Origin of the sequence: Verrucosispora sioxanthis (assembly GCF_010560025.1) — a bacterium.
Taxonomy (GTDB): Bacteria; Actinomycetota; Actinomycetes; order Mycobacteriales; family Micromonosporaceae; genus Micromonospora; species Micromonospora palythoicola.
This window is the reverse complement of sequence record NZ_SAIY01000005.1, coordinates 382360-407445: the sequence shown is the minus strand read 5'-3', so window position 1 is coordinate 407445 and position 25086 is coordinate 382360. Positions and strand designations below refer to the sequence as shown.

The window sequence follows — 25086 nt, the reverse complement described above, 5'->3', positions numbered from 1 at the left end:
GCCCCCACGTGTCACGGACGGTAGCGTGTCGCGGGTGTTCCCTACCGTGCGTGAGGTCCTCGCCCTGGACCCGGTCCGCCACGGCGCGCCGCGCCTGGTCGCGGGGGAGAGCGGACTGGACCGTCGGGTGCGCTGGGTGCACGTCGCCGAGGTACCGGACATCGCCACCCTGCTCGGCGGCGGCGAGCTGGTGCTCACCACGGGTATCGGGCTGCCCGGCGACGACACCGGGTTGCGGGCCTTCATCGGTGACCTGGCCGGCGTCGGCGTCTCCGGACTGGTGGTCGAGTTGGGTCGGCGCTACCTCGACGGCGTACCCCGGGTGATGGTGGCCGCCGCCGAAAGGCACGGGTTGCCGCTGGTGGAGCTGCGCCGGGCCACCCCGTTCGTGCGGATCACCGAGGCGGTGCACGCCCTGATCGTGGACGCCCAGCTCACCGAGCTGCGGGCCACCGAGGAGATCCACCAGCGGTTCACCGAGCTGTCGGTGGAGGGGGCGGACCCGGGGGAGGTGGTCCGGCAGGCGGCCGAGTTGTCCGGCTGCCCGGTGGTGTTGGAGAACCTGTCCCGCCAGGTGCTGGCGTACGACCCGGCGGGGGAGAGCGCCGAGCTGCTGCTGGACGGGTGGGAGCAGCACTCACGGCGGATCCGGCCCGAGGGTCGGACGGCGTACGACCCGGACCGGGGCTGGCTGGTCACCATGGTGGGTGCCCGGGGGCAGGACTGGGGGCGGCTGCTGCTGCGCTGGCCGCCCGGTGGCGACCTGGCTGGCGGGCAGCCGTTGCCGGTGCCAGCCGACGGGCGGTCTGCCTCGGCGTCGGCTGGTGGGCGGTCTGTTCCGGCGTCGGCTGGTGGGCGGTCCGCCTCGGCGTCGGCCTCCGGACGGGCCGACGCGGTCCCGGCCGGAGACGGCGGCTCGTTCTCGGCGCCACCGACCAGGCTGACCATTCTGGTGGAGCGGGCCGCCTCCACGCTGGCCCTCGGTCGGCTGATCCGACGCGACGCCGAAGGGCTGGAACGCCAACTGCACCGGACCCTGCTCACCGCCCTGCTCGACCATTCCTGGCCGGTGGACGAGGTGGCCCTGCGGGCGCGGGCGCTCGGGGTGGTGCTGGAACGCCGTCTGCTCGTCGGCGTGGTGGTCCGCCACCGGGTCGACGACGTCGGTGCGGAGACCGTGCGCCACCGTCAACCGGCGGGCAGCGGGCCGCTCACCGAGCCGGGACGCTCCGGCGAGGTGCTCGACCACGCCGACACCGGGCCGGCCCGGTTGCGCGACCTCGCCGAGGCCGCCGGACAGGCGCTGCGCGAGGCCGGGCTGACCGGGCTCACGAGCGCCCTGGACGACCAGACGGTGGGCGTCCTACTCGCCCTGCCGGACGCGGCGGCGGAGGAGCGGGCACTGTCCGCCTTCGCCGCCGCGCTGCGCCGGTCCCGCCCCGACCCGCCAGCGTCCAGCCGTTCCGATGAGGCGCTGGTACTGAGTGCCGGCCGACGGTCCGTCGCCGGGCTGCTGATCGCCGCCGGATCCGGCGTGGGCAGCCTGCGGGAGGCGCGCCGGTCACTGATCGAGGCCCGTCAGGTCGCCGACGCGGCCCGCCGGGACCGACGTGACCTGCCGATCTTCCGGCTGCCGCATGTCGGGTTGGCCGGACTGCTGCACCTGCTGCGTGACGAGCCCCGGGTGCAGACCTTCGTCGAGCGGCAGCTCGGCGCGCTACTCGCCTACGACGCGCAACATCCCCGGGAGCAGTTGCTCGGTACCCTACGCGCCTACCTGGAGCAGGGCCGGAACAAGTCGGCGGCGGCGTCCGTCGCCCACCTGTCCCGCCCGGCGTTCTACGAGCGGCTGGCCCGGATCGGCCGGGTCCTCGACGTCGACCTCGACTCGGTCGACGCCTGCCTCTCCCTCCACGTAGCCCTCCTGGCCCTGGACGCCATCCGCACCCCCTGACCGCCCCCTCCCACCCCCTTCCGCCCCCCGGACCTCCGCCAGCTTCGTCGATCATGAAGTTTTTGTTGCGACACGTCGATATCGATGACAACAACTTCATGATCAACCGTGGCGTTGCTCGGGAGGGGTGGGCGGTGGGGTGGGTGGGTTAGGGGGTGAGGGTTTGGAGGGTTTTCTGGTAGGTGGGGGGGATGTGGTGGTCGGCGGCGGCTGGAGTGAAGGTGTCGGAGGTGGCGGCGGTGGACCACGCCTGCTCGGGGACGGCGGCGACCAGAGCGGTCACCACGGGGGTGTCGCGCCAGTCGGGTTGTTGGGCGAGCAGGCTCAGCGCGACCACCGACTCCTCCACCTCGCCGACGCACTCGAACGGCTTGTGGCCGTCGATGCCGAGCAGCTCGCGGTAGCCGGGGATCTGCGCGGAGTCGGCGAGCAGGTCACCGCCGAAGATGCGGGTGATCCGTTCGCGGGGCATGAACGGAGCCAGGGCCAGGAAGACGAAGCGGCATTTGGGGCAGCCGCGGCACCACCGCTCACTGGCGTCGCGGAGCTTGAACGCGGCGTTGCAGCTGGTGACCACGTCGTCGTAGCGGTCGATGCCGGCGAACAACCGGGCGATGTGCAGCTCGGACAGCGGGCGCAGCAGCGAGAAGTACGGCTCGGCCAGCCCGGCGTGCTCCGCGAGGGCTGCCCGCAGCAGCCCCTCGGCCTCGACGCCCTTGGACCACTGGTGGTTGATCTCGTGACCGTTCCAGATCAGGTTCGGGTCCGACGCCGAGCGCTCGTTGGACATCACCACCGGACCCAGGCCGTGCAGCACCGCCGTGGCGACCGCGATCAGGGAGTTGATCGCGGTGACCGGGATGTGGCCGTTGCGGGCGCCGGCCGCGTTCAGCTCGAACAGCACCGGGTCGATGCGCCGCCGGGCCGCGAGAGCGGGCAGCCCCGACGCCGCGTTCACCGCGTTGATCACGTGGTTCGGGTTGACCGAGAAGGGCACCGGGTCGAGGCCGGCCCGACGCAGCGCCTCCAGGCTGACGATCGAGTCCTTGCCGCCGCCGACCGCCGACAGCGGGCGCCGGTCGGAGTTGTCGTACTCGGCCGCGGGTTTGACCCGTCCGTCGGGCACGCGCGGGGTCAGCTCCAGCACGTGCGGCAGTTGGTTGCGGTACGCGTACTCGGCGAGGCCCTTGGTGTAGACGGCCGTGACGAGCTCGACGGCGGCCGGGCCGAGCGGTGCCGGCAGCACCAGCTGCCCCGGCGCGGCCGTCTTGTAGTAGCTGACCCCGGCCACCACGTGCAGCAGCTCCAGCACCCGACCCAGCGCCGCCACGGCGGCGTCCGACGGGGACTCCGCCGGCACCGGCAACGTGACCACCTCGGTGAACCGTTGCTCGCCGTCAGGCCCGGTCAGGGCGTAGTCGAGCAACACCTCGCCGGTGGACAGGTCGATCGAGTAGGACGGGAAGGTGAACGCGTCCATCCGCGCCAGCTGCTTATTGGGCACAGGTCATACTAGTCCGGGCAGCGCTGGCCGCGAGCAAGGAGATCACACGTGCACCTGTCTGACCTGCGCGGACGCTCTGTGGCGATCTGGGGCACTGGCCGTGAGGGGATGGCTGCGGCCACCGCCGTCGCCGCGCACGGTCCGGCGGCCCTGGTGGCGGTGGACGACCGCGAGGACTTCCTGTCGCTGCCCTGGGAGGGCGCTGTCGCCGAGGCGGCGCCGCTGGTCAGCGGTAAGGCTGGGCTGGAGCGCCTGCTCGCTGCGGACGTGGTGGTCCGCTCGCCGGGAGTGCCGCAGACCCACCCCTGGATGCCACAGCTGCGTGAGCGCGGCGTGCTGATCACTCAGGGTACGGCCCTGTGGATGGCCGACCATGCCGAACGCACCATCGGGGTGACCGGCAGTAAGGGAAAGAGCACCACCTCCAGCCTGATCAGCCACCTGCTCACCGCCGTCGACCGGTCGAACGTGTTCGGTGGCAACATCGGCGTACCGACACTCGAACTGCCCGAGGCGGAGCTGTATGTGCTGGAACTCTCCAGCTACCAGTGCAGCGATCTGACCGAATCACCCCGAGTCGCCGTGGTCACCGCGCTCTTCCCGGAGCACCTCGACGCCCATGGCAGCGAGCAGCAGTACTACCGGGACAAGCTCAACCTGATCGCTTATGGTCCACGTACCGTCGTGGTGAACGGCAGCGACCCCCGGCTGGACGTGGAACTGGGCGACCGCGCGGCGGTACGCGCCGGCACGGGCGATTCAGTGAACGTGGCGGTCGGGCCGGACGGCGAACCCTGGTTCCACCTGGTCGATCAGCCGCTGTTTCCGCGTGCGGTGCTGCCGTTGGTGGGCCGGCACAACGAGGGCAACCTCTGCGTGGCGCTGGCGGTGCTCGGCGCGATCGGCGTGGACGTGGTCGCGCGCAAGGACACCCTGGCGATCGCGGTCGCCGAGTTCCAGGGCCTGGCTCACCGACTCACCGAGATCGCCGACCCGTCGGGCATCACGTTCGTCGACGACACCCTCGCGACCAGCCCGTACGCGGCCATGTACGCCATCGACGCCTACGACGGCAGACCGCTCACGGTGATCCTCGGTGGCAATGACCGGGGAGTGGACTACGGCCCGCTGCGCGATCACCTTGCCGAACGAGAGATCACTGTCATCGGCATCCCGGACAGCGGTCCTCGAATCGTCGCGACCCTGGCCGATCTACCAGGTGTAAATAGCGAGATCGCCGAGGGTCTGACGGCCGCGGTCCGGCAGGCCCGCAAGCTCACGCCACCCGGCGGGGTGGTACTTCTGTCACCGGCCGCCCCCAGCTACGGTCGCTACCGCAACTATCAACACCGGTCTGAGGCGTTTCGCGAGGCCATCAAGGAAACCGCTGGCAGCGCCTCGTAGAGAGCGCGCATCGATCGCACGGCGGACCTCAACTCCTGAAGTACGGCCGATGTCGGATACGCGTGCCGCAGCTGCGGGTCGGCCAACGCCTGTGGCTCCAGCCCCACGGTGTCGACGCCGCAGCCGTAGCGCAGCGAGAGGGTGCGGACTGCGTCGCAGTGCTGGAACGGCACGTGCAGATCGGTGGTCACCAGCAGCACCTGATCCTCGGGTCCGGGACGTCCTACCTGCTCGGCCCAGAAGCGCAGGGTGTCCGCGGTGTTCGCGCGGCGGATCGCCGGCTCGCTGGACGGGGCAGCCAGCACGTGGACGAGTCGGCACCCGGTCTGGTATGTGCGTTTCCGCCACCCGCCGGACCCGGCGCCCGGCACCAGATCGTCGACGACTGGCCGGTCGAGCCGCAACGCACGCCGCAGCCCGGCGTCCATGCCGTCGAACTCGATCTCGATGCAGGGTAGGCCCAGACTGCGGGCGTGGCCGCGTTCCTGATCGGTGACCGGTCGTAGACTGCCGAGTCCCGCGACCTGATCGGCCTCAAGGCCGCCGGTGATCAGGGTGACGGCGAAAGCCGACCGGGCGACACAGGTCCGCACGCCACCACCGGCTACCAGCACGTGCCGGTAGTGAATGTGCCGAGGGCGGTGCCGACCGCGCAAACCCAGCGACATGGCCGCTCGATCGACCAGGTCACGGATGCTCCGGTCGTAGTCGATCTGCCGGGACTCGTGACGCTCGCCGCCGTCTCGGCTGTCCCAGACCCTTGAGAAGCTGTCGAGCCAGTCCAACCGGTCACCGAGCTTACCCTTTGGCATCGCCCCGCCGAACGTCGAGATGAGGGTGCGCAGGGCAGCAGCGCCGGTCCAGCCGTCGATCGCCTCGATCAGCCTCGCCGGATCAGCGGGGGAACGAGTGCCGGGCAGTTCGACGGCCGGGAAGCCGGTCACGCTGGCGCGGTCGTCGGCGCCGTCGCCTGCTGCGCCGCCGTGACCAGCCAGCGCATCGACCGGATGCCCGAGCGGATCTCCTGTAGGTACTTCCCCGGAGTCACCGGTTGGTGCAGAGTCGGCTCGTGGGACCAGTCGGCTTCCACTCCCACGGTGTCCACGTCGACTCCGAAGGGGACACCGAGGGTCCGGATCGCGTCGGCGTGCTGGAACGGTACGTAGATCGCCGAGGTGACCACCAGAACGCGATCCTCTGCGGTTAGTTGCAATCGCTGCGCCCAGTACCGCTGGGTGTCGCCGGTGTTGGCCCGCCGTGCCGGGTCGCTGGAGGGTGCGGCGAGCACCCGCACGGTCGGCGTGTCGTCGCGCTGGTATGTGCGTACCCGCCAGGAGAGGTTCTGATTGCTCCCGTCCAGGACGGACTCGTCATCGATCGGCGACCGAAGACCGAGGTATCGCTGCACACCGGCGTCCATTGCGTCCATCTCGGTCGCACCGCCGGCCGCCCCGTGTGCTGCGAGCAGTGCCTGCTCCTCCGTGGCGAGGGGCCGGAAGCTGCCCAGGGCCGCCACCTCCGGACGGCCGACGAATCCACCGTTGATCAGGGCGGCGGCGTAGGAAGTCCGTTGCAGACAGGCACGCGCCATGCCGCCGAGCACGATCAGGTGGGTGTACTGCTCGTGCAGCGGCTTGGTGGCCTCGACCAGACCGAGCGCCACCGCAGCCGACAACACCAACGCCCTTGTGTCACCATCCAATTCGGGCTCGGGTGCCGCCGGACGTTCGGCGCCGGCCCGGAAGTTCCAACAGCCGGCGGAGAAGTCATCGAGCCATTTCAGCAGCACTCCGGTAGCCGTCAGATCATCCGAAGTCGCGGGAAACGCGCCGCCGAAGGCGTCGACCAGATCGCGCATGGGCGCAGAGGTGGCCCAGTGATGTACGTCCGCGACGATCGTCTGCGGCGACGGTTGCGATGGGCACCTCGGCAGCATCACCGGCTCGTATGCGACCACGACGTTCCTCTCGCAGTTTCAGCGACGGCGTGGCATCGATACTAGGGCCGTCAAGTATTGATCGACAGGCGACGCCCCGATACGACAGTCACACCGAAAAGGTCGGTAAGATCCGCCAGGCGGATGGTGCCCGCGGCCGAGTGGCGTCCGTCGTCGTCCATCGTGGCAAGGATCGAGAGGGCGAAGGATGCACATCGCTCTCGCCAGCGCGCCGGGCTCGGACCGACCCAACGAGGATCACGTCGTGGCCACTGCGGATTTCGTGATCGTTCTTGACGGCGTCACGCAGTTGCCCGGGCTGGACACCGGCTGTGTGCATGACCCCGTGTGGTTGGTACGGGCGCTCGGTTGTTTCCTGACCGAGGCCTTGACAGACAACCAGAGCAGCGGCCTGGACGGCATCCTGGCAGCGGCGATCGACCGGTTGCGTCACCACCACGGCGGCCGGTGCGACCTGACGAACCCGCACAGTCCGTCGTCGACGGTCGCCATGGTGCGCGATCGGGGAGACCGGGTGGATTACCTCGTGTTGTGCGACTCGTCGGTGGTCTACGAGAACGCAGAAGGCATCACCGCCGTGCATGACGACCGCACGGATCATCTGCCAGCCTACGATCGGCACGCCGTCGCGCAGCTGCGCAACCGGCCGGGCGGTTTCTGGGTGGCATCGACCGATCCGGCGGCGGCAGCCGAGGCGGTGACCGGCAGTGTCCGCCGGGCGGGTCTACGCCGGATGTTGCTGTGCACCGATGGTGCCTCGCGGCTCACCGAGTTCTTTCGACTCGGCTGGGCCGATGTCTTCGAGCTGGCCGAGCGGTCCGGACCTCGCGCCATCATCGACACCGTGCGCGCGTACGAGATGAGCCATCCCGAACTGCTCGTCAAGCCGGGTCGCCGTCCGCTCAAGCGGCACGACGACGCGACCCTTGCCCTCCTGAGCTACTGAGCCATCCGGAGACTCGCCTTCGGCTCAAGACGCGATGAATCCTCTGACCGGAGTCCGACAGTCCGGTTGCACGAGGACGGTGACGCGGCTTGACTACTGTGAGTCGACTTCCTTCCAGGAAGACCACAATCACAAGTCACCCCGCACATCGATCGCTAGCATGAACTGTCGTTATCGCAGCGGTGTCGGGCCGGGCTCGACGGGACGTGCCGTGATCGAGGACATTGGCAACCGGGTTTCCCTGGAGGACGGGTATCGCCTGGCAGCCGTCGACGCATTGAGGTTGCTGGACCGGATAATGGCGGCGACGGACACGGGCGCTGACGAAGAGAGTCGGCATGGTTGCGCCCTGGCGCTCGGGACCGCACTCCTCGCAGTGGTGCAGGAATACCTTGAGCGGACCTCCAACGATCACGATGTCGAGCTGTTTCTTGAGGTGAACGGTCGCCAGCCGGAGGAGATGGTGGCCTGGTCGGTGAACATCCTGGCCGGCCTCCGACTGCGAAGGATCCCGACGGTTGAGTACCGCTCGATCTGCGACAGCGCGGTCGAGGTCGCTGCGCGTCGCCTGCACTCGTCGTCCTGAGCCCCGCGCGTGGGGAGACGCAGCCGACCGCCCGGCGACCGAACAGTAGGCTGAGCGGCGTGACCATCACGTTCGCCGACCTCACGACTATGCGGGTGGGCGGGCCCGTCGGCCGCCTGCTCGTGCCCGAATCCATGTCGCAACTGGTCGATGCGCTGCACGAGTCGGCCGGGTCGGATGATCCGCTGTTGGTGATGGGTGGCGGATCCAACCTCGTGGTCGGCGATATCGGCTGGCACGGCACGGTGATCAAGGTCGGCTCCTCGGAGCTCGACGTCGACGGCGAGCGGGTGACTGCCGCCGCCGGAGTCGATTGGGACCACGTCGTGCGGGTGAGTCTTGACCAGGGGCTTGCCGGTCTTGAGGCGCTGTCCGGCATTCCCGGCGCAGCCGGCGGCACGCCCGTGCAGAACGTCGGCGCGTTCGGCACGGTGACCTCGGACGTCCTCGAATCACTGTTGGTGTTCGATCGCACGACTGGCGACCTGGAGCGGTGGCCGGCGGACCGCTGCGGGTTCGGCTCACACCGGCAGTCGGTGTTCAAACGTAGTGATCGCTGGGTGGTGGTGGAGGTGACGTTCCGGCTGCGCCGCAGCGAGCAGTCGCGAGCCATCGAGTACGCCGATCTGGCCAACCGACTGGGCATCGAGGTCGGTGGCACCGCGGCCCCCGCGGACGTCCGACAGGCGGTGCTCGAACTGCGACGTAGCCGGGGCATGGTGCTCGATCCACGGGACCATGACACATGGAGCGTCGGTTCGTTCTTCGTCAACCCGGTCTTGGCCGACGTACCGGAACGCGCGGCCGAATGTCCGCGCTACTTCGACGTCAAGGGTACGAAGCTGCCGGCGGCGTGGTTGATCGAGCGGTCCGGCTTCCCGCGTGGCTACGGCCGTGAGTGGGGCAACGGCACCGTGTCGCTGTCCACCCGCCATGCGCTCTCGGTGACCAATCGCGGCGGAGCCACCGCTTCTGACGTGATGAAGTTCGCGGCGCACATCCGGGACGGGGTGGAGGCTCGCTTCGGCATTCGGCTCGGCCCCGAATGTGATCTCGTCAACTGCTCTTTCTGATCATGAAGTCCCCCGGGAATCCGGCGGCGTCACTGACATTCGTGAGGCGTACGAATTAAACTCGTCGGCCGAACGTCCATAATGGGCGCTACCCGTGTCGCGGGCAGGCTGCCCTAACGATAGGCGAAGTATTCCAACGGCCGACTTATCCCACGGGGCCGCCTCGCCTACCATCCATGTCGATGGCTGACATTGGCGATGTTGAAGCTGTTCAGATCCTCGACGAGGCGGTACAGACGCTCGAGTTCGTCCGGAAGAAAGGCAAGCTGCCGCTCGTCGAATGGGAAGCGGTCGACGACGCGGTAAAGCGCATGGGGGAAGCCCTGGACCGTGCGGACCTCGGAGGCGTGCGCAGCGCCCGAGAGCACATCGATCTGCGGTTCTTCCGGCATGGCGCAAGGTCCGAGCTGAAACCGCCGGACGAGTCGGTGCCGATGCCTCCCCCGATGCGGACGAGCAGCGACAACCTGACTGGGCGGATCAGGCTCGTTAGGCAGCGAATTCCGCACGACACGGGCGAGCTACAGCGATGAGGGTGCGTCGTCAGGCGTTGCATGTGTACAACTATCTGGACACTGGGCCGCATCGCGACGTACTCGCCTCGCTTGTTGCCGCATGCCGCACACTCGGCATCGCCAACCTGTCCGAAGTGGCAGAGGCCCGCCCCAGCCGCCAGTCGGCGCGTAGGTTGTTCTCCTCACCCACCCCAGGTCTGATCTTCGAGGCTCTTGAGTACGTCACCGCGCGTGTCGCAGCGTTTCTCGTCTGCCTTGCGGCGGACGACGACAGCGGCACCTGGCGCGAGTTCGACCGCGACTGGCGCAACGCCTTCGGTCGGCCGCAGGACAGCGGATACTCCGGTCGGGTCCGGCTCTTCTACGGTTTGTACGACGGCGACGGCGACCCAGATCGACTTGCCGGGATTGTCGCGGCGGCACTGCCCGACGGGCTCGGCTCGCTTCAGGCTGCGCCGACCGTCCTTTTCGAAGGCTGTTATCTCTGGGAGGTCGGCGGCGCCGCGGAGCCGCATCGGCTGGAGCGGGTGATGGTACTCCTGGCGCCGGCCGACCGTGAGTGCGACAGCGACCGGTTGGTCTGGCCGCACGGACACTCCGTCCTGCGTCCGTTGCCCGCCTACCTGTGGGAGATGGCCAACGTGCGGCACCAGGCACGACGACTGGCCGAGCGGCGCATGGTGTACCAGCCCGAGGCATTGCTCGAACGCGCCGGACGGTTCGAGCGTGCGGAGGTGAAGCATCCACGGGGGGCGGCAGTGCGGGAGGCGATGCTGTCGACGCTTCGGCGCGAGGTGGCGCTTGTCGCCGCCCATGAGGCGGTGCTGCGTACGATGCATCGCACCGTGGAGGCGGCGACCGCCAACGCTAGGGTCTGGCTGGAAGCCGGGTGGGTGAAGCCGGTCTCACCTGACGTGGGTGGCGACGTGGTGGCCCCGCATGTGTCTGACCCGGTCGGTCAGGATCTGCGGTACGCGAAATGGCTGCTGGTAGAAATTCTGGACGAGGCGGATACCGTTCGAGACGCGGTGAGCTACGCCGAGCCGATGGCTCGGATCGGCACAGCCGAGATCGAGCAACGGCTGCGCGAGCAGGGCGAACGCGCGGAGTTCCGCTCCGTGCTGCAGACCTCGGTCATCGCGGCGATCGGGTTGCTGCTCGCCGCCGCGCAGACCTTCGACTACTCCATCCCGATGTACGCATCGCTGAAGATGCCCTCCGTGGTCACCATCGCCTGTGTCGCGTTGCTCATCCCGCTCGCCGTCGCCTTGCGATCGAGACCTGAATCCAGATGGCGCTGGCTGTGGGCCGGGCTTGCGGGCATCTCGGTCGCGTCCGCCCTTGTCTGGCTCGCGACGACCGCGCTGATCCGCTGGCGCACCGGGCATCCGGCGACAGTGCAGCTGAGCAGGACTGCCGTAGCGATCACCGCTGCGGCCGTGTCGGTGGGGTTCATCGCGATGAGGCGAGCCACGCGCTCGCGCCATACATCCTGGTGAACCGAACAATCCCCGGTCCGATCGATGTGGAGACCTGTTGACCATGATGAGCGCTGAGCGGCTGCGGACACTGTGTCACGCCCTGCGCGCGGGCGAGATCGATTGTGACGACGACCTGGTGAGGAGCATCGAAGCCGACGTCGAGGAGTATGGACGGGAGGAACGGACGCAACTGCCTCCTCGCCATCTCGCGGCGCGACTGCCGCTGATGGGCTGGTTGATCTACGAGGCGACCTGGAGCGCTCTCACCCAGATCAGCGACGGCCGTCGAGAGGACGACGCCGAGGTGCTGGCCGCGATCAAGGCAAGGTACGAGCTCATCGCCAGGACCAAGAACGCGGCGCTGATGCTGCCCTGGCCGGAACATGCTTCCAGGGCCCTCGGTGCCCTGCGCGCCCAGGCGTTGGCGGAGTCCAAGCGTGATACCGAAGATGGTTACCTGCGGGCGCAGATGGAGCACCAGCAAGCCCGTAACCGGCACGGCGAGTACATGACGTACCCCCGTCGCTCACCCGATGCCGTGGACCGGACTGAGTTTTCGCTGGCACTGGACGAGATCCTGCTGCAACTCAACCTCGCCGAGGCAGGTACGGCTTGTCGAGTAGCCGAGCGGGTGATCGGCCACTGGGCGGAGGAGTACGGGTCGGCCGACCAGACCGAGTACGCGCAGCGGATGTTCGACCAGCTGACGAACGGGGTGGACGTCGGTGAGCAGGCACTGGCCGCTGCTGACCGGATCGCCAACGGGCCTGGATTCGCCGACGAGGTGTCCGAGACCCGCCTCGCGCTACCCACCAGTTTCATCAATCCGGGCATCATGACGGCCCGTGCGGTGCTGCTGATGCTGGCGCTTTCCGCGAACATGGACGAACTCGGTCGGCTGCCGCTCGGAAACGACGAGAGCTGGGACGACACCCGCCGCCGGTTGTGTGAGCGCTTCAAAAATGCCTACGACTACGTCGAGCGTCCGATCGTCAACTCCAAGGGCGAACGGATCGAGCCTCGGGACACCCTCAAGCTCGCGATCGTCCAGACCCGACTCAGCGCGGCGCTGCTCATGCCCGGTCTGCGGCTGCCCAGCTCGTGGACGTTCGCGCCCTTTCTCGCTCACGAGCTGCTCGACGACGAGGCGGTCGAGGCGATGTGTGCCTGGATGACCGAGCGGGTGACCGATGCCCGTGGTCGTCGCAAGCAGCGGAGCGTGCACCGGGGTATCGGTAGCGCCGTCATGCCGAGCTTCATCGACAGCGTCGAGGCCTGCCGGGTGGCGATGGGCGGCAGCGCCGGCTTTCGCGACTGGCGGGCCCGTTGGTACATGCTCGACGCGTACGCGCACGAGAATGGACGGGCTGAGCGGGTGTCCGCGGTACTTGGTATTCCACTGACCCGGCAGCGACCTATCTGACGTAGGCGTTGAAGAGGGCCCAGGACAGTTCGTGCTCGCGGGCACGGTTCAGTTGGGCCCTTCGCAGTGCGTGGTCCAACCGTACCCCGCCGCCACGGATGATCTGGACCAGATGCCGGGACATCCGTCCCGCAGGCACGTCCGGCACCTTGTCGATCGCTGCCACGACGCACTGGCTGCCGCCGGTGAGCACCGCCATCACGAATCCCACCGGCTCGGCCTCTGCCACATTTACCACACGCCCGATGTGGCAGGAGGCCATGAGCGTCGACTCCGGCCAGCGCAGCGCGAGCGCCTGCGCGGCCGAGAGCTGCCCACCGGCCTCAGCCGGCAGGGCGAGGTACTGATCAAGACCGGTGCCGTCGCCATGGGCGGCGATGTGCACGAATCGCCATCCCTCCTCGGGGTCCAACAGCTCGTCGCTGAGCCGGGTACGGGTCGTGGGTAGCGGCGGCTCACCGTCCAGCGCACAACGGCTGAGCGGAATCGGACCGTCCGTCACCGGGAGGTTCCATGCCTGGCGTTCGCCCTCGACCCACAGATCGTTCTCGGCGATCAGTTGGACGAGCGCCGGGCCGGACACGGCCGGCGGGTGCGGCCTCGACACGCAGGTCAACGCCGGAGTATGGGTCAGTACGGCGCGATGTACCAGCCGAGTGCCAGTTTCGTCGACCTTGAGGGCGGCCCAGGGCAGGAGGCTCAGCTCCTGGTGTGCGGAGATCAGCAGTTCCAGCGGGTTCTCCTCAGTGGCGGACTCTCGCAGTCGATGAAGCAGTTCGTCGGGCAGGATCTCGACCGCCAGGGCGTGCCAGTTCGGCTGGGCGTCGTCGTGGTGAAGACGGTCCTTGAATGGCTGCTGCCCTCCCCTCCCGGCGAAGTACGCGTCGAAGTGATCGCCAGGAACGAAGTTGTCGAACAGCACATCGCCGGTGGGAGTGATAAGCGTTCGGAACCAGTTGGTCCCCTCGGCCAGGCTGTCCGGCAGCCCGGCGAGGTCCAGCGCGTGTCGAGCACCGAGGGCCCGCAGCAGGTCGCTGACGTCCGTGGCGGTCGGCACGATCATGTCGGCCAACATCGGGTTGATTCTTCGCTGAATCGTGTCACGCAACACCGCGAGCGTACGGTCCTGCTGCTGACGGTGGTCGCGCAACACGTCCTGGCTGCTCTCCGGTGCCACCGTGAGGCGTTCGGCGGCCAGTGCCTGGGTGACCAGACCACGGATCCGGGGCGGCAACAGTGGCTCGGCGGCGCGCAGGTGGCTGGCGAATCCGGTCTGCTTGGCCGAGAGGCAGACCCGCAGACCGAGCTGGGCGGCCATGGTGCTGTCGCGCAGCTGTGCCGCCAACAGGGCGAGATCCCCATAGACCCGCCGGATGGCACGCGACAGGGGCGTCCGGGCACGGGCGATCACCCCCCATCGCTCACGAATCTGTTCGGCGACGTCGAGCGCCTGCTGGGCGAGGGTGACCGCCCGTTCCGACCGGGAGAACGCGGCGGCCAGCGTCTCGGCGAGTGTCAGGGTCAACGACAACTCGTACGTGAGGTGACGAGTGTCGGGAACGCGGTGGCGGACCAGATGTTCCAGTGCCACCTCCATCCGCTGGATGGCGCGGTCCCATTCGCCGACGGACTGCTCGGCGAGCGCGAGGACGAACCCGTACCGATGTCGGGTGGAGTATGCGGCGGCCTCGGTGGCCTCCCAGTAGGTCTCTCCTGACTCGCCGAGGGCCTTGAACACCTGGCGGGGCCGACCCATCGCCAACAGGCAGGCACCGGTCTCGAACTGGACATCCGCGATCCGTGGCTCGGCACCACTGGCCTTGTAGAACGGCGGATCAAGGCGTGCCTCGCGGAGCGCCTCGGTGTGTCGGCCCCCCACCCGCAAACTCCTCACCAACCGATAGGTGGTGGTGACCTCGGAGAGCCGGTCGAGCGCCGGTTTTCCCGTGCCGAGCGGCCGCAGTTGCGCGAGCGCCGCCCGATACAGCTCCTCGACGTCGTGCTGGTCGGGTAACTCGGTGCCCATGAAGGCACAGAAGCCCAGGATGTCGGCGGCATTGCGCAGTGCGATGCTGCGGTTGGACCAGTCCAGGTCGGCACGTGTCTCGTCTGAACCGCTGGCGGCCTGTTTCAGGTAGGCCTGGACAGCGTGTTGGAACATGGCCCGCTCGCTGCCGACCGCCACCGCCAACTTGTCCCGGTTGCGGAACGCGACCATCGCGTCCTCAGCGTGCTGCGCCAGGGCCAGCATCGTGTCGCGGGCGAGCGAACGGGATGTCACGGTCATGGGGCGATACTCTCCAGTTCGCTGGCTGGCGGTGGCGCGGACAGCGCGGTCCACATGTGGTACAGGCCAGTAATGCGGTAAGTGTGCGCAACGCAGCAGGGTCGTGGGCGGCTACCAGGTGCACGTAGCGAAGGCTTTCCACCAGGGCCGGCGCCACGGGGGTGAAGTTCGGCTCGGCGGTGTCCGGGCAGGCCCAGATCACGCGGTGGGCCAATCGGGCCAGCCGCGCGATCTGTGCCACCAGTGGGGCAGGCCCGGCCGGCTCCCAGCCGTCGGAGAAGAGGACGAGGTTTGCCGCGCGTACCATCCGGTGTTCGCCCCACGTCTGGGTGAACGTGGTGACCGCAGCGCCGAGTCTGGTTCCGGCGTCCCAGTCGGCGCGTCGATCGGCCAGCGCGTCCATAGCCGCCTGCGGATCAGGCCGTCGCAGCAGGGCGGTGATCCGGTCGAGTCGGGTGCCTACCGTGAAGACCTCGGTCGTGGCCGGCGCGGCGGTCACGGCCGCGTAGGCGAACCGCAGTAGGAGACTGCGGTGATCCTCCATCGACTTGCTGACGTCGATCAGCAGCACCAGACGACGACGCTGGCGCGCGGGGCGCCGGTAGGAGAGACGAAGCGGCTCGCAGCCGTGGCGCATCATTGTCCGGGCGACTCTCGGGACGTCGAGCGACCCGCGGCCACCGGGTACCCGTCGGCTCGTTCTACGCTGGGAGTACGCCCTGGTCAAGTCGGCGATGAAGCCGGACGTCTCGGCGATGTCGGTGGGGCTCAACGACAAGCGTGGCGGCATCCGCAACTGCTCGACGAAGCCGGCGCTGCCTGGCATCGGTGAATCTGCGGCATCATCGGCCGCTACGGTGTCAACTGCTGATGCACCGGCTCGGTCGGCGTCGCGCCGTAGCGGTGCGACGCCGACGGTGGGCGGTGTCAGACCGAACCAGGCCCGGTACGCCGTGTCGAACGTCGGTACGTCCTCACGCCGAGAGCACAGGGTCAGTCGGGTGGACCAGTAAAGGTCATCGCTGCCGAGAACGCCGTACGAGGCCAGCGCCCGCAGCGTGGCGGCTACCCGCCCGAGGTCGACGGCGAGGCCGTCCGCGCGTAGCCGGCGGGCGAAGCCGACCAGCTCGCCAACCGCGTCGTCGCGGATCCTCATGTCCGGCCTGACTTGAGGATGCCGCGTACGGTCTCCTGGTCTTCGTGGTGTTTGACAAGGACGCCGAGCGCCTCGTCTGCCGCGTCTGCCACGGTCTGCCGTCCGAGGCTTACCGCAGCGCGAGCGAAACCGATCGACTCCGCCACACCGGGTGGTCGGACCAGCGGCAACGTCCGCAACCGGTTCATCGCCACCGCTATCTGCTCAGCGAGCGGAGTTCCGGCCACCTCTGGAACGTTGCGTCGAATTATCTCTGCCTCGCGCTGTTCATCGGGGTGGTCTATCCAGTGGTAGAGACACCGCCGCTTGAGGGCGCCGTGCACCTCCCGGGTGCCGTTCGAGGTGAGTACCACGAAGGGCGGCTCGTCGATCTGGATCGTCCCGTAATCAGGAATGCTCAGCGTCTTGCCCTCCAAGACCTCAAGCAGGAATGCCTCGAACTCGTCGTCCGCCCGGTCGATCTCGTCAATGAGCAGCACGGACGGTCGCTCTTCGACCGCGCGCAGAATCGGCCGTGCGATCAGGAAGTCGCGGTGGTAGATCGAACGGCCGTCATGCCCGGCGCGCACGTGCAGCAGTTGTCGAGCGAAGTCCCACTCGTATAGAGCCTGCGAGCGATCGATGCCGGCATAGCACTGTAGCCGGATCAGGTGCGCACCCAGAACCTCGCTGACTTTCTGCGCCAGCATCGTCTTTCCCACTCCGGGAGCGCCTTCCAGAAACAACGGCATGGCAAGCTGATCGGCGAGATAGACCGCTGCCGCGAGGCCGGGGTCTGTCAGATAGTGTTGCGACGCCAGGATTGCTGCGACCCGTTCCGGGCTAGCGAAGAGCGCATTCGGCATCGTTCGAGATTCCCGTAGGGCGGTAATCTGTGTCGATCGTATGAGTAGCCAGTAACGCGTGATGATCGAGATCTGTGAGTGCTACGAACAGTTCGGTGTGCGGTAGTCAACCCCTGATGAGGCGGCCTGGCGAGAAATGGGTCGGAAAGCCGACAGTAATTGCAGCTGCCTCCGGCGCTGGATGCGAGCAGTGCGTATCCGGGGCAAGGTGGTCACCAGCCGCTGGCTGGACCCGCGCCACGGCGGGGGTCAATCTCGGCTGCCCCACCCGGACCTGAGCAGGCGCAGCGTGCCCGCGCCGGCCAGGTAGGCCACCAGCGCCTCCACCGGCCACCCGAGCGGCTCCGGCGCGGTCTTGGCCGCCGCGCCGTTGGCCGCCAGGGCGTAGACGACGGCGGCGAATGCGGCGACGGTGAGAGCGGCGCGGGCGCCCGCCCACCTCGCCGGCGCCCGCAGGTGCCGGGGACGACCCGTTGACGCCTCGATCGGACCGAAGATGGCGACCAGGACGGCCAGCACCACCGCCAGCATCAGCACCCACGGCAGCCGCCAGGCCAGCCAGGCCGCCGTGCCGGCTTCCGGGGTGGGGAGCAGGCCGAGCCCGTGCAGCGCGCCGACGAGCAGCACGGCCGCGCTCAGGTGCCACAGGAAGACCGTCAGCACGACCGAGTTGACCGCGATCACCGCCTGCCACGGGCGGTCGCGGTGCAGCCACCGTTCCGTCCGCTGCCGCAGCAGCAGGATCAGCCCGAGTTGGGCGGTGGCGACCGCGAGCAGCGCCACGCTGGGCGGGGCGGCGTTGGCCAACCGCTGACCGGGCAGGTTGATCATGCTGATCGGGTACGGGCCAGGGCCGGTGAGCAGGATCGCCACGCCGAGACCGCCGAGGAGCATGGCAACCGCGGCCCGGCGGGACATCGGCAGGCAGCGGGAGCGTGGGCCGCCCGGGCGGCAGTGTCCCTGGCGGGCGTCGTACCAGGCGAATCCAGCTGGTGGACGAGCCAGCCGAACAGGTAGCCGGGCAGGGCCAAGCCGGCCCGTACAGGCCCGGCCGGCGTCCCCGGCGGCGACCAGCAGCACCAACGCCAGCGGCACCAGCAGTCCGAGGCGGCGGTGCAGCGCGTATGACCAGGGTCAGCGGCACCACGGCCAGGTAGGCGGCGAGGAACCACAGCGGGATGGTGGCGAACCAGACGACCGGAGCGGACCCCTCGTCGGCTGGGCGCCGCCGAGCCGGGCGACCAGCGCGCCACCGGCGAGCACCAGGACCAGGGCGCTGGTCGGGCGCAGCAGGCAGGCGCTGCAGCCGACAGCCATCCGATCGCGTCGCCGCCACGGCTGCGGTGGGCGGCCAGCGAGGCGGCGTTGGCGTACCCGCCGACCAGGAAGAACACCGGCATGACCTGGACCGCCCAGGTCAGCGGATAGGCCCAGGGCATCGTGGTCAGGGCCGAGTGCCCGTCGGGTCGGCCGCTCTCGTCGTACTCGACCGCGGATATCGCCCAGTGGCCGAGGACCACCAGGATGATCGCCACCGCGCGGAGCAGGTCGAGGTAGCGCTCCCGGTCCGGCGGCGTATGGGCGGCGAGGCGGGCCAGGCGGCGCATCCTTCGAGCGTAGGCCAGTCCCGGCAGCGGCCGGGGTGGTTGTGGCGCCGGCCCGGGGCACACCCGCGTCATCTCCTGGACCGGCTTACGTTCATGCTGGTCGCGGCATCGGCGCGGGGCGGCGGGCGGGCTCGGTGACGGGCTGTGCGCCAGGTAACAGTTTGAAAACTTCGCCCATGGTCTTGACACGGAGGGGCCTTCAGTAAGAACTTTTACCACTAACAGTTAACAGTCTTTTCCGAAAGGCATCCCATGGTTGATCACGAGTCGGACACCTCCGCGGGCACCGCGGTGGCCGACGCCGACGAGATCGATCGACGGGGTGCCCTCGGTGTCGTCCCCGACGGGATCGACCGGCGCGCTGCCCTCGTCACCTCCGACGGGACACTGGCTCGGGTCCGCACCGGTGCCGCCGAACTGACCGGCGCGCTGCGCCGGGTCGCCGAGCACGTGCTCAGCGACCCGGAGGCGGCGGCCCGGGCCACCATCGTCGAACTGGCCGAACGCAGCGGCACGTCGCCGGCCACGGTCACCCGGTTCTGTCGGGCGATGGGCTTCGACGGCTACGCCGACCTGCGACTGGGCATCGCCGCCGAGACCGGCCGGGCCCGCTCGGCCGGCTGGACCGTCGACATCGGCCGCGAGATCCAACCCGGTGATCCGCTGGAGCGGGTGCTGGAGCAGATCATGGCCGCCGACACCCGGGCCATGCACGACACCGCCGCGCTGCTCGACCTGAGCGAGGTGGAGCGGGCCGCCGTCGCCATCGCCGGCGCCGAGCGGGTGAACATCTTCGGCGCCAGCGGCAGCGCCCTCGTCGGCGAGGAGATGCAGTTCAGCCTGCACCGCATCGGCGTGGCCGCGTGGGCGTGGAACGACGTGCACTCCGGGCTGGCCGCCGCCGCGTTGTTGCGCCCCGGTGACGTCGCGTTGGGCATCTCGCACAGCGGCCAGACCCGCGAGGCCATCGAGATGCTCGCCGAGGGTGGCAGCCGGGGCGCGACCACCATCGCGCTCACCGGGTTCCGCCGGTCGCCGCTGGCCGAGCTGGCCGACATCGTGCTGCTCACCGCCAGCCAGGCCACCACGTTCCGGCCGGACGCGCTGTCGGCCCGGCACCCGCAACTGGTCGTGCTCGACCTGCTCTACATCGCCGTCGCCCAACGTACTCACGACCGCGCCCACGCGGCCTTCCGGCGTACCGCCCAGGCCGTCGACGGGCACAAGGCCGCGAGGGAGGCCACCGCATGATCAGCGCCCAGGGGTACGCCGAGGCGGTCCGGCCGGTCCTCGACCGGCTGGTCGAGCGGGGGTCCGAGGCGCTGGGTCGGGCCGCCGACCTGATCGCCACCAGCCTGCGCGCCGGTGGGGTGCTGCAGGCGTTCGGCGCGGGGCACTCGGAGGTCTTCGCCGCCGAACTCGTCGCCCGGGCCGGTGGGCTGGTACCCACCAACCGGATCTCCCTGCACGACCTGGTGCTGCACGGCGACGCCGCACGCCAGGTGCTCGCCGACCCCAAGCTGGAGCGCGACCCGGCCGTCGCACATCAGCTCTACGCGCTCGCCGCACCTCAGCCGCAGGACGTGTTCGTGGTGGCGTCCCAGTCCGGCATCAACGGTTCGGTGGTCGAACTGGCCCTGCTGGCCACCGGACGCGGTCACCCGTTGATCGCGGTCACCTCGGTCGAGCACACCGGACGGGTGGCCCCGCGGCACCCCTCCGGCCGCCGGCTCGTCGATCTCGCCGACGTCGTGCTGGACAACGGCGCGCCGTACGGCGACGCACTGCTGCCGCTCGAGGGCGGCGGCGCGGTCTGTGCGGTCTCCTCGGTCACCTCGGCGCTGCTGGCGCAGCTGCTGACCGCGGAGGTCGTACGACGGTTCCACCAGGCCGGAGAGGTACCCCCTATCTACCTCTCCGCCAACGTCCCCGGTGGGGACGAGCACAACCTCGCCCTCGAGTCGCGGTACGCCGGGCGTCTCCGGCGCACCGCCTGACCCGACATCACAAGGAGAGTCACACGATGTCCGTTACCCCCGATCTCGACCGCCGGACCCTGCTGCGCCGCGCGGCGGCCGCGGGCCTCCTGGTGACCCCGGCCGCCGGTCTGCTCAGCGCCTGCGCCGGCAGCACGCCGAGCCAGAACGACGACAGCGCCGGGGAGAAGAGCAACGACAACCCCTTCGGCGTGCAGGACGGCAGCGCCGTCAAGGTGGTCATCTTCAACGGTGGGTTGGGTGACGCCTGGGCCAAGGAGGACCAGGCGATCTTCAACGCCAAGTACCCGAACGTCACCGTGAACATGAGCTCCACCCAGAAGATCAAGACCGAAGAGCAGCCGAAGATGGCGACGCAGCCCAGCGACGTCGTCATGAACTCCGGCGCCGACATGATGGACATCAGCACCCTGGTCAACGAGGGGGCCATCGAGCCGCTGGACGACCTGCTCGCCGCGCCCGCCTGGGACAGCGAGGGCACCGTGGCCGACACGCTGCTGCCGGGCACCGTCGGCGACGGCACCTACCAGGGCAAGTTCTTCGTGGTGAACGTGGCCTACACGGTCTGGGGCAACTGGTACAACTCGGTGCTGTTCGACAAGGAGGGCTGGACCCCGCCGAAGACCTTCGACGAGTTCTTCGCCCTCGCCCCGAAGATCAAGGCCAAGGGCATGGCACCGTACGTGTACGACGCCGTGCACGGCTACTACCCGCGCTGGGCGCTGATGGCGACGGTCTGGAAGTCCGCCGGCAAGCAGGCCGTCATCGACATCGACAACCTCAAGGAGAACGCCTGGCGGGCCGAGGGCGTCCTGCCGGCGCTCGAGGCGTGGGAGAAGCTGGTCAAGGACAAGCTGCTGCTGCCCGGCAAGCTCGACCACACCCAGTCGCAGCAGGCGTGGCTCGACGGCAAGGCCGCGTTCATCCAGGTCGGTACCTGGCTGAAGAACGAGATGGCGGCGACCATCCCGCCGGGCTTCGAGATGAAGATCTCCGACTACTGGGGCCTGGGCGCCACCGACAAGGCGCCCAACGACGTCTACGCCGGTGCCGGCGAGGGCATCGTCGTCCCGGCCAAGGCGCCGAACAAGGCCGCCGCCAAGGAGTTCCTGCGCGCGGTGCTCTCCAAGGCCGGTTCGGCGAAGTTCGCCGAGCTAACCAAGTCGCTGGCCTCCACCAAGGGCTCCGGCGACAACGTCCAGGACGCCGCCCTGGCCAGTGCCAACGAGCTGATGAAGAACGCCAGCTCGGACCTGATCTCGATCAAGCTCTGGAACTTCTACGCCGACCTGGACAAGGAGAGCCAGAACCTGTCCGCCGAGCTGATGGCCGGCCGGCTGACCGCCGCGCAGTTCGTCGACAAGATGCAGGCCGCCGCCGACAAGGTCGCCAAGGACTCGTCGATCACCAAGCAGACCCGCGACGCCTGATCCGAACGGAAAGAGTGAGTCCCATGCGGCACGGTGTTGCGCGTTTCGTCACGGGTTTCCTGGCCCTGCCGGTCGGGCTGTACCTCTTCTACGTGGTGTGGCCCTTCCTGCAGGCCGCCGGGTACTCGCTGACCGACTGGGGAGGTTACTCCGACAGGCAGCAGTTCGTCGGGCTGGACAACTACCTCCGGCTCTTCTCCGACGAGCTGATCAGGAAGGCGTTCTGGCACAACGTGTTCTTCCTGATCACCGTGCCGCTGTTCACCATCGCGCTGGCCCTGTTCCTCGCGTTCCTGCTCAACGTGGGCGGACGCGAGGACAAGGCCGGCATCCGGGGAGTGTTCGGCTCCGGGCTCTACAAGGTCATCTTCTTCTTCCCGCAGGTGCTGTCCCTGGTCGTCATCGCGGTGATGTGGCAGCAGATCTACCGCGCCGACGGCCAGGGCCTCATCAACGGCATGCTGATGAAGATCGGGCTGGTCAGCGAGGACGAGCCGATCACCTTCATGTACGACCCGGAGCCCTTCCTCGGCGTACCGGCGGTGCTGTGGTGGCTGCTGCTGATCGCGGTCTGGAGCGGCGCCGGCTTCTACATGGTGCTCTTCTCCGCGGCCATGCAGTCCATCCCGAAGGACGTCTACGAGGCGGCCATCCTCGACGGCGCCGGCCGGTTCCACACCTTCTTCCGGATCACCCTGCCGCTGCTGCGGGACACCGTCTCGGTGGCGTGGGTCTACCTGGGCTTCATCGCCCTGGACATGTACGCCCTGGTGTTCGTCATGACGCCCAGCCAGGGGGGCCCGAACCATGCCAGTGAGATCTTCGCGTCGGTGCTGAACTTCACCGCCTTCCAGAAGGGCCAGTTCGGCTACGCCTGTGCGATGGGCGTGGCACTGGCAATCTTCACGATCCTGCTGGCCGCTCTCCAGCTGAGGATCACCCGTCGTGAGCGGATCGAGTACTGAGGAGACCTGGACGATGAGCACGGTGACCCACACCCCGGGTGGCCTGGCCGGCCCCGACCAGACTCCACCACCCGGCCGTACGCCGGAACCGCGCGCCGCCGTCGGCGGCGGCCGCGCCGGGGCCCGGTTCTTCAACGGCTTCTCGCATCTGTTCCTCGCCGTCTGGGCGATCATGGTGGTCTACCCGCTGCTGTGGGTGGTGATGTCGGCGCTCAAGACCGACTCGGAGGTCATCCGCAAGCCGCTGTCGCTGATCCCCGAGCGGTTGCAGTGGGGCAACTTCGCCCGGGCCTGGACCGAGGGGCACATCGGCTCGTTCTTCCTCAACACCGTCCTGGTGCTGACCGGCAGCGTCTTCCTCACCATGCTGCTCGGCTCGATGGCCGCCTACGTGCTCGCCCGCTACGAGTTCCGGGGCAACCGGCTGATCTACTACATGTTCCTGTCCGGGCTGACCCTGCCGATCTACCTGGCCGCGGTGCCGCTGTTCAAGGGCGTCTACAACACCGGCGTGGTGCTGCCGTTCCTCGGGCCGAACAGCCACTTCATGCTGATCTTGGTCTACGTGGCCTGGTCGCTGTCGTTCACCGTCTTCTTCATGCACTCGTTTTTCCGTACCCTGCCGAACGCGATCGCCGAGGCGGGCATGGTCGACGGTGCCTCGCACAGCCGGTTGTTCTTCAGCGTGATGCTGCCGATGGCCAAGCCGGGCCTGATCAGCATCGGCATCTTCAACGTCCTCGGCCAGTGGAATCAGTGGTACCTGCCGACCCTGCTCATGCAGTCGGTGGCCGGGGAGCCGAAGAACCAGGTCATCTCCCAGGGCCTGATCGAGCTGTCGGTCAACCAGGGCTACCGTTCCGACTGGTCCGGCCTGTTCGCCGGGGTCACCATGGCGATGCTGCCGGTGCTCATCGTCTACATCGTCTTCCAACGCCAGGTGCAGTCCGGCCTCACCGCCGGCGTCAGCAAGTAACCGCCGGCACACCGCCGCACAGGACGTGCTCGGTCCGGGAACCAACGGCCTGCACCCGAGTCCGACCGACCCGGACCGAGCGCGCGACACATCAGTCGAGGGTGATCCCCAACCGGTCGCGCAGGGCCGCCGTCCCGGTAGCGGTGAGGCGTACGGCGCGGCCGGACCCGATGCGTACCACCCACCCGTTGCCGAGGAACAGCTCGCACAGCTTCGCGCCGACCAACCCGCCGAGGTGCTCCCGTCGTTCCGTCCAGTCGAGGCAACCCCGTACCAGCGGCCGGCGGCCTGGCCGGGGCTGCGCCGGATCCCAGCCGATCAGGTCGATCAGCCAGGACCGGCCGGCCGGGGTGAGCGCGAAGCCGCCGCCGCAGTCCAGCAGCCCTCGCCCGGCCATCGCCTCGGTCACCGCCACGCCGAGCCGTCCGGCCAGGGGGTCGTAGCAGGTACGGCCCCGGCGCAGGGCCGCGCTGGCGGTGGCCGCCCGCAGACCACCGGTTCGGACGGGACCCGGTTCGAACCGGGCCGACAGGTCCTCCAGCAGTTGCGCCACTGACGGGTCGGCGAGCCGCACGTACCGGTGCCGGCCTTGGCGCCGCTGGACGAGCAGGCCGCCCTCGACGAGACGGTGCAGGTGCCCGGTGGCGGTGGAGGGCGCGACACCCGCGTGTGCGGCGAGTTCGCTCGCGGTCCACGCCCGGCCGTCGAGCAGGGCGAGGCAGATTCCCGCGCGGGTCTCGTCGGCCAGCAGCGCCGCGAGCGCCGCGAGGTCAGCAGCGGAGGTCACCCGCCCATTGTCGGGTACGACGGTTCGGCGCTGGCCGAAGGATCGTGGCCGTAGCCTTCGCCGCATGCAGGAGATCCACGGCGGCGCGGCCGCCCTCGCGGTGCCGACCCGACGTTCGTCGTGCCACCCGTCCCACCCGCTTCCACCGGCGTCGCCTGGCTGCGCGCCACGGTGGGCCGGTTCAGCATGGGCA

At 68.9% G+C, this 25086-nt stretch carries 20 protein-coding genes and 1 pseudogene; 13 read left to right on the top strand and 8 right to left on the bottom strand.

The genetic code is table 11. The annotated features are described in order from the left end of the window. Positions 1-34: 34 nt before the first annotated feature. Positions 35-1954 (top strand): PucR family transcriptional regulator, encoded by a 1920-nt coding sequence (locus ENC19_RS31860; RefSeq protein ID WP_164448215.1) that lies wholly within the window; start codon positions 35-37, stop codon positions 1952-1954. Positions 1955-2102: 148 nt separating this feature from the next. Here ENC19_RS31860 and ENC19_RS17535 read toward each other — a convergent pair whose 3' ends face one another. Next, positions 2103-3458: a hypothetical protein gene (locus ENC19_RS17535; RefSeq protein ID WP_164448214.1), complete on the bottom strand. Its 1356-nt coding sequence runs from the start codon at positions 3456-3458 to the stop codon at positions 2103-2105. A 48-nt stretch (positions 3459-3506) separates the two neighbouring features. Here ENC19_RS17535 and murD point away from each other — a divergent pair, with 48 nt between their 5' ends. Beyond that, positions 3507-4862, top strand: coding sequence for a UDP-N-acetylmuramoyl-L-alanine--D-glutamate ligase (gene murD, locus ENC19_RS17530; RefSeq protein ID WP_164448213.1), 1356 nt, complete (start codon positions 3507-3509; stop codon positions 4860-4862). Here murD and ENC19_RS17525 read toward each other — a convergent pair. Then, positions 4802-5806, bottom strand: coding sequence for a hypothetical protein (locus ENC19_RS17525; RefSeq protein ID WP_164448212.1), 1005 nt, complete (start codon positions 5804-5806; stop codon positions 4802-4804). The genes murD and ENC19_RS17525 overlap by 61 nt on opposite strands. Next, positions 5803-6720 (bottom strand): hypothetical protein, encoded by a 918-nt coding sequence (locus ENC19_RS17520; protein WP_235944859.1) that lies wholly within the window; start codon positions 6718-6720, stop codon positions 5803-5805. Before ENC19_RS17520 ends, ENC19_RS17525 begins: the two co-directional genes overlap by 4 nt. A gap of 388 nt (positions 6721-7108) precedes the next feature. On the opposite strand from ENC19_RS17520, the gene ENC19_RS17515 reads away from it, so the two are divergent. From ENC19_RS17515 to ENC19_RS17490, 6 genes are all read left to right on the top strand, one after another. Beyond that, entirely contained in the window at positions 7109-7765 is a 657-nt protein-coding gene (locus ENC19_RS17515) for a hypothetical protein (protein WP_328824285.1), read from the top strand. Positions 7766-7976: 211 nt separating this feature from the next. Continuing rightward, positions 7977-8351, top strand: coding sequence for a hypothetical protein (locus tag ENC19_RS17510; RefSeq protein WP_164448210.1), 375 nt, complete (start codon positions 7977-7979; stop codon positions 8349-8351). A 59-nt stretch (positions 8352-8410) separates the two neighbouring features. After that, a complete protein-coding gene (locus ENC19_RS17505; RefSeq protein WP_164448209.1) occupies positions 8411-9424 on the top strand; it encodes a UDP-N-acetylmuramate dehydrogenase in 1014 nt (337 codons plus the stop codon). Between the two features lie 182 nt (positions 9425-9606). Further along, positions 9607-9957, top strand: coding sequence for a CATRA system-associated protein (locus ENC19_RS17500; RefSeq protein WP_164448208.1), 351 nt, complete (start codon positions 9607-9609; stop codon positions 9955-9957). A gap of 2 nt (positions 9958-9959) precedes the next feature. Continuing rightward, positions 9960-11438, top strand: a complete 1479-nt coding sequence (locus ENC19_RS17495) for a CATRA conflict system CASPASE/TPR repeat-associated protein (protein WP_164448207.1) — start codon at positions 9960-9962, stop codon at positions 11436-11438. Positions 11439-11475: 37 nt separating this feature from the next. Continuing rightward, positions 11476-12843, top strand: coding sequence for a hypothetical protein (locus tag ENC19_RS17490; RefSeq protein WP_164448206.1), 1368 nt, complete (start codon positions 11476-11478; stop codon positions 12841-12843). Here the strand turns inward: ENC19_RS17490 and ENC19_RS17485 are convergent. From ENC19_RS17485 to ENC19_RS17470, 4 genes and pseudogenes are all read right to left on the bottom strand, one after another. Continuing rightward, positions 12836-15130, bottom strand: a complete 2295-nt coding sequence (locus ENC19_RS17485; protein WP_164448205.1) for a CHAT domain-containing protein — start codon at positions 15128-15130, stop codon at positions 12836-12838. The genes ENC19_RS17490 and ENC19_RS17485 overlap by 8 nt on opposite strands. Continuing rightward, positions 15069-16286 (bottom strand): VWA domain-containing protein, encoded by a 1218-nt coding sequence (locus tag ENC19_RS17480; protein ID WP_164448204.1) that lies wholly within the window; start codon positions 16284-16286, stop codon positions 15069-15071. Before ENC19_RS17480 ends, ENC19_RS17485 begins: the two co-directional genes overlap by 62 nt. Then, positions 16283-17131 (bottom strand): AAA family ATPase, encoded by an 849-nt coding sequence (locus ENC19_RS17475; protein WP_164448203.1) that lies wholly within the window; start codon positions 17129-17131, stop codon positions 16283-16285. The genes ENC19_RS17480 and ENC19_RS17475 overlap by 4 nt, the downstream gene beginning before the upstream one ends. A 249-nt stretch (positions 17132-17380) precedes the next feature. Further along, positions 17381-18738, bottom strand: a pseudogene (locus ENC19_RS17470) (acyltransferase family protein). Between the two features lie 252 nt (positions 18739-18990). On the opposite strand from ENC19_RS17470, the gene ENC19_RS17465 reads away from it, so the two are divergent. From ENC19_RS17465 to ENC19_RS17445, 5 genes are read left to right on the top strand one after another with little or no spacing between them, the layout of a single operon-like run. Beyond that, entirely contained in the window at positions 18991-19989 is a 999-nt protein-coding gene (locus ENC19_RS17465) for a MurR/RpiR family transcriptional regulator (RefSeq protein WP_164448202.1), read from the top strand. Then, entirely contained in the window at positions 19986-20735 is a 750-nt protein-coding gene (locus tag ENC19_RS17460; RefSeq protein ID WP_164448201.1) for a sugar isomerase domain-containing protein, read from the top strand. Before ENC19_RS17465 ends, ENC19_RS17460 begins: the two co-directional genes overlap by 4 nt. A gap of 26 nt (positions 20736-20761) precedes the next feature. Further along, complete coding sequence (gene ngcE / locus ENC19_RS17455; RefSeq protein ID WP_164448200.1) at positions 20762-22165, top strand: N-acetylglucosamine/diacetylchitobiose ABC transporter substrate-binding protein; 1404 nt, start codon at positions 20762-20764, stop codon at positions 22163-22165. A gap of 23 nt (positions 22166-22188) precedes the next feature. Then, a complete protein-coding gene (locus ENC19_RS17450; RefSeq protein ID WP_164448199.1) occupies positions 22189-23130 on the top strand; it encodes a carbohydrate ABC transporter permease in 942 nt (313 codons plus the stop codon). Positions 23131-23143: 13 nt separating this feature from the next. Further along, the gene (locus tag ENC19_RS17445; RefSeq protein WP_164448198.1) at positions 23144-24106 is read left to right on the top strand and encodes a carbohydrate ABC transporter permease; all 963 of its coding nucleotides are present in this window, start codon (positions 23144-23146) and stop codon (positions 24104-24106) included. A gap of 91 nt (positions 24107-24197) precedes the next feature. Here ENC19_RS17445 and ENC19_RS17440 read toward each other — a convergent pair whose 3' ends face one another. Beyond that, positions 24198-24893 carry an ArsR/SmtB family transcription factor gene (locus ENC19_RS17440; protein WP_328824284.1) on the bottom strand — a complete coding sequence of 232 codons (696 nt, stop codon included), beginning with the start codon at positions 24891-24893 and terminating at the stop codon, positions 24198-24200. Between the last annotated feature and the right edge of the window lie 193 nt (positions 24894-25086).

Bases quoted from the DNA above. Each gene is read 5' to 3' on its own strand.
- ENC19_RS17475 (WP_164448203.1), bottom strand. From the start codon at position 17,131: ATGCCGAATGCGCTCTTCGCTAGCCCGGAACGGGTCGCAGCAATCCTG.
- ngcE (WP_164448200.1), top strand. From the start codon at position 20,762: ATGTCCGTTACCCCCGATCTCGACCGCCGGACCCTGCTGCGCCGCGCG.
- ENC19_RS17445 (WP_164448198.1), top strand. From the start codon at position 23,144: ATGAGCACGGTGACCCACACCCCGGGTGGCCTGGCCGGCCCCGACCAG.
- ENC19_RS17500 (WP_164448208.1), top strand. From the start codon at position 9,607: ATGGCTGACATTGGCGATGTTGAAGCTGTTCAGATCCTCGACGAGGCG.
- ENC19_RS17480 (WP_164448204.1), bottom strand. From the start codon at position 16,286: ATGAGGATCCGCGACGACGCGGTTGGCGAGCTGGTCGGCTTCGCCCGC.
- ENC19_RS17520 (WP_235944859.1), bottom strand. From the start codon at position 6,720: ATGCGCGATCTGGTCGACGCCTTCGGCGGCGCGTTTCCCGCGACTTCG.
- ENC19_RS17450 (WP_164448199.1), top strand. From the start codon at position 22,189: ATGCGGCACGGTGTTGCGCGTTTCGTCACGGGTTTCCTGGCCCTGCCG.
- ENC19_RS17465 (WP_164448202.1), top strand. From the start codon at position 18,991: ATGGTTGATCACGAGTCGGACACCTCCGCGGGCACCGCGGTGGCCGAC.
- ENC19_RS17460 (WP_164448201.1), top strand. From the start codon at position 19,986: ATGATCAGCGCCCAGGGGTACGCCGAGGCGGTCCGGCCGGTCCTCGAC.
- ENC19_RS17485 (WP_164448205.1), bottom strand. From the start codon at position 15,130: ATGACCGTGACATCCCGTTCGCTCGCCCGCGACACGATGCTGGCCCTG.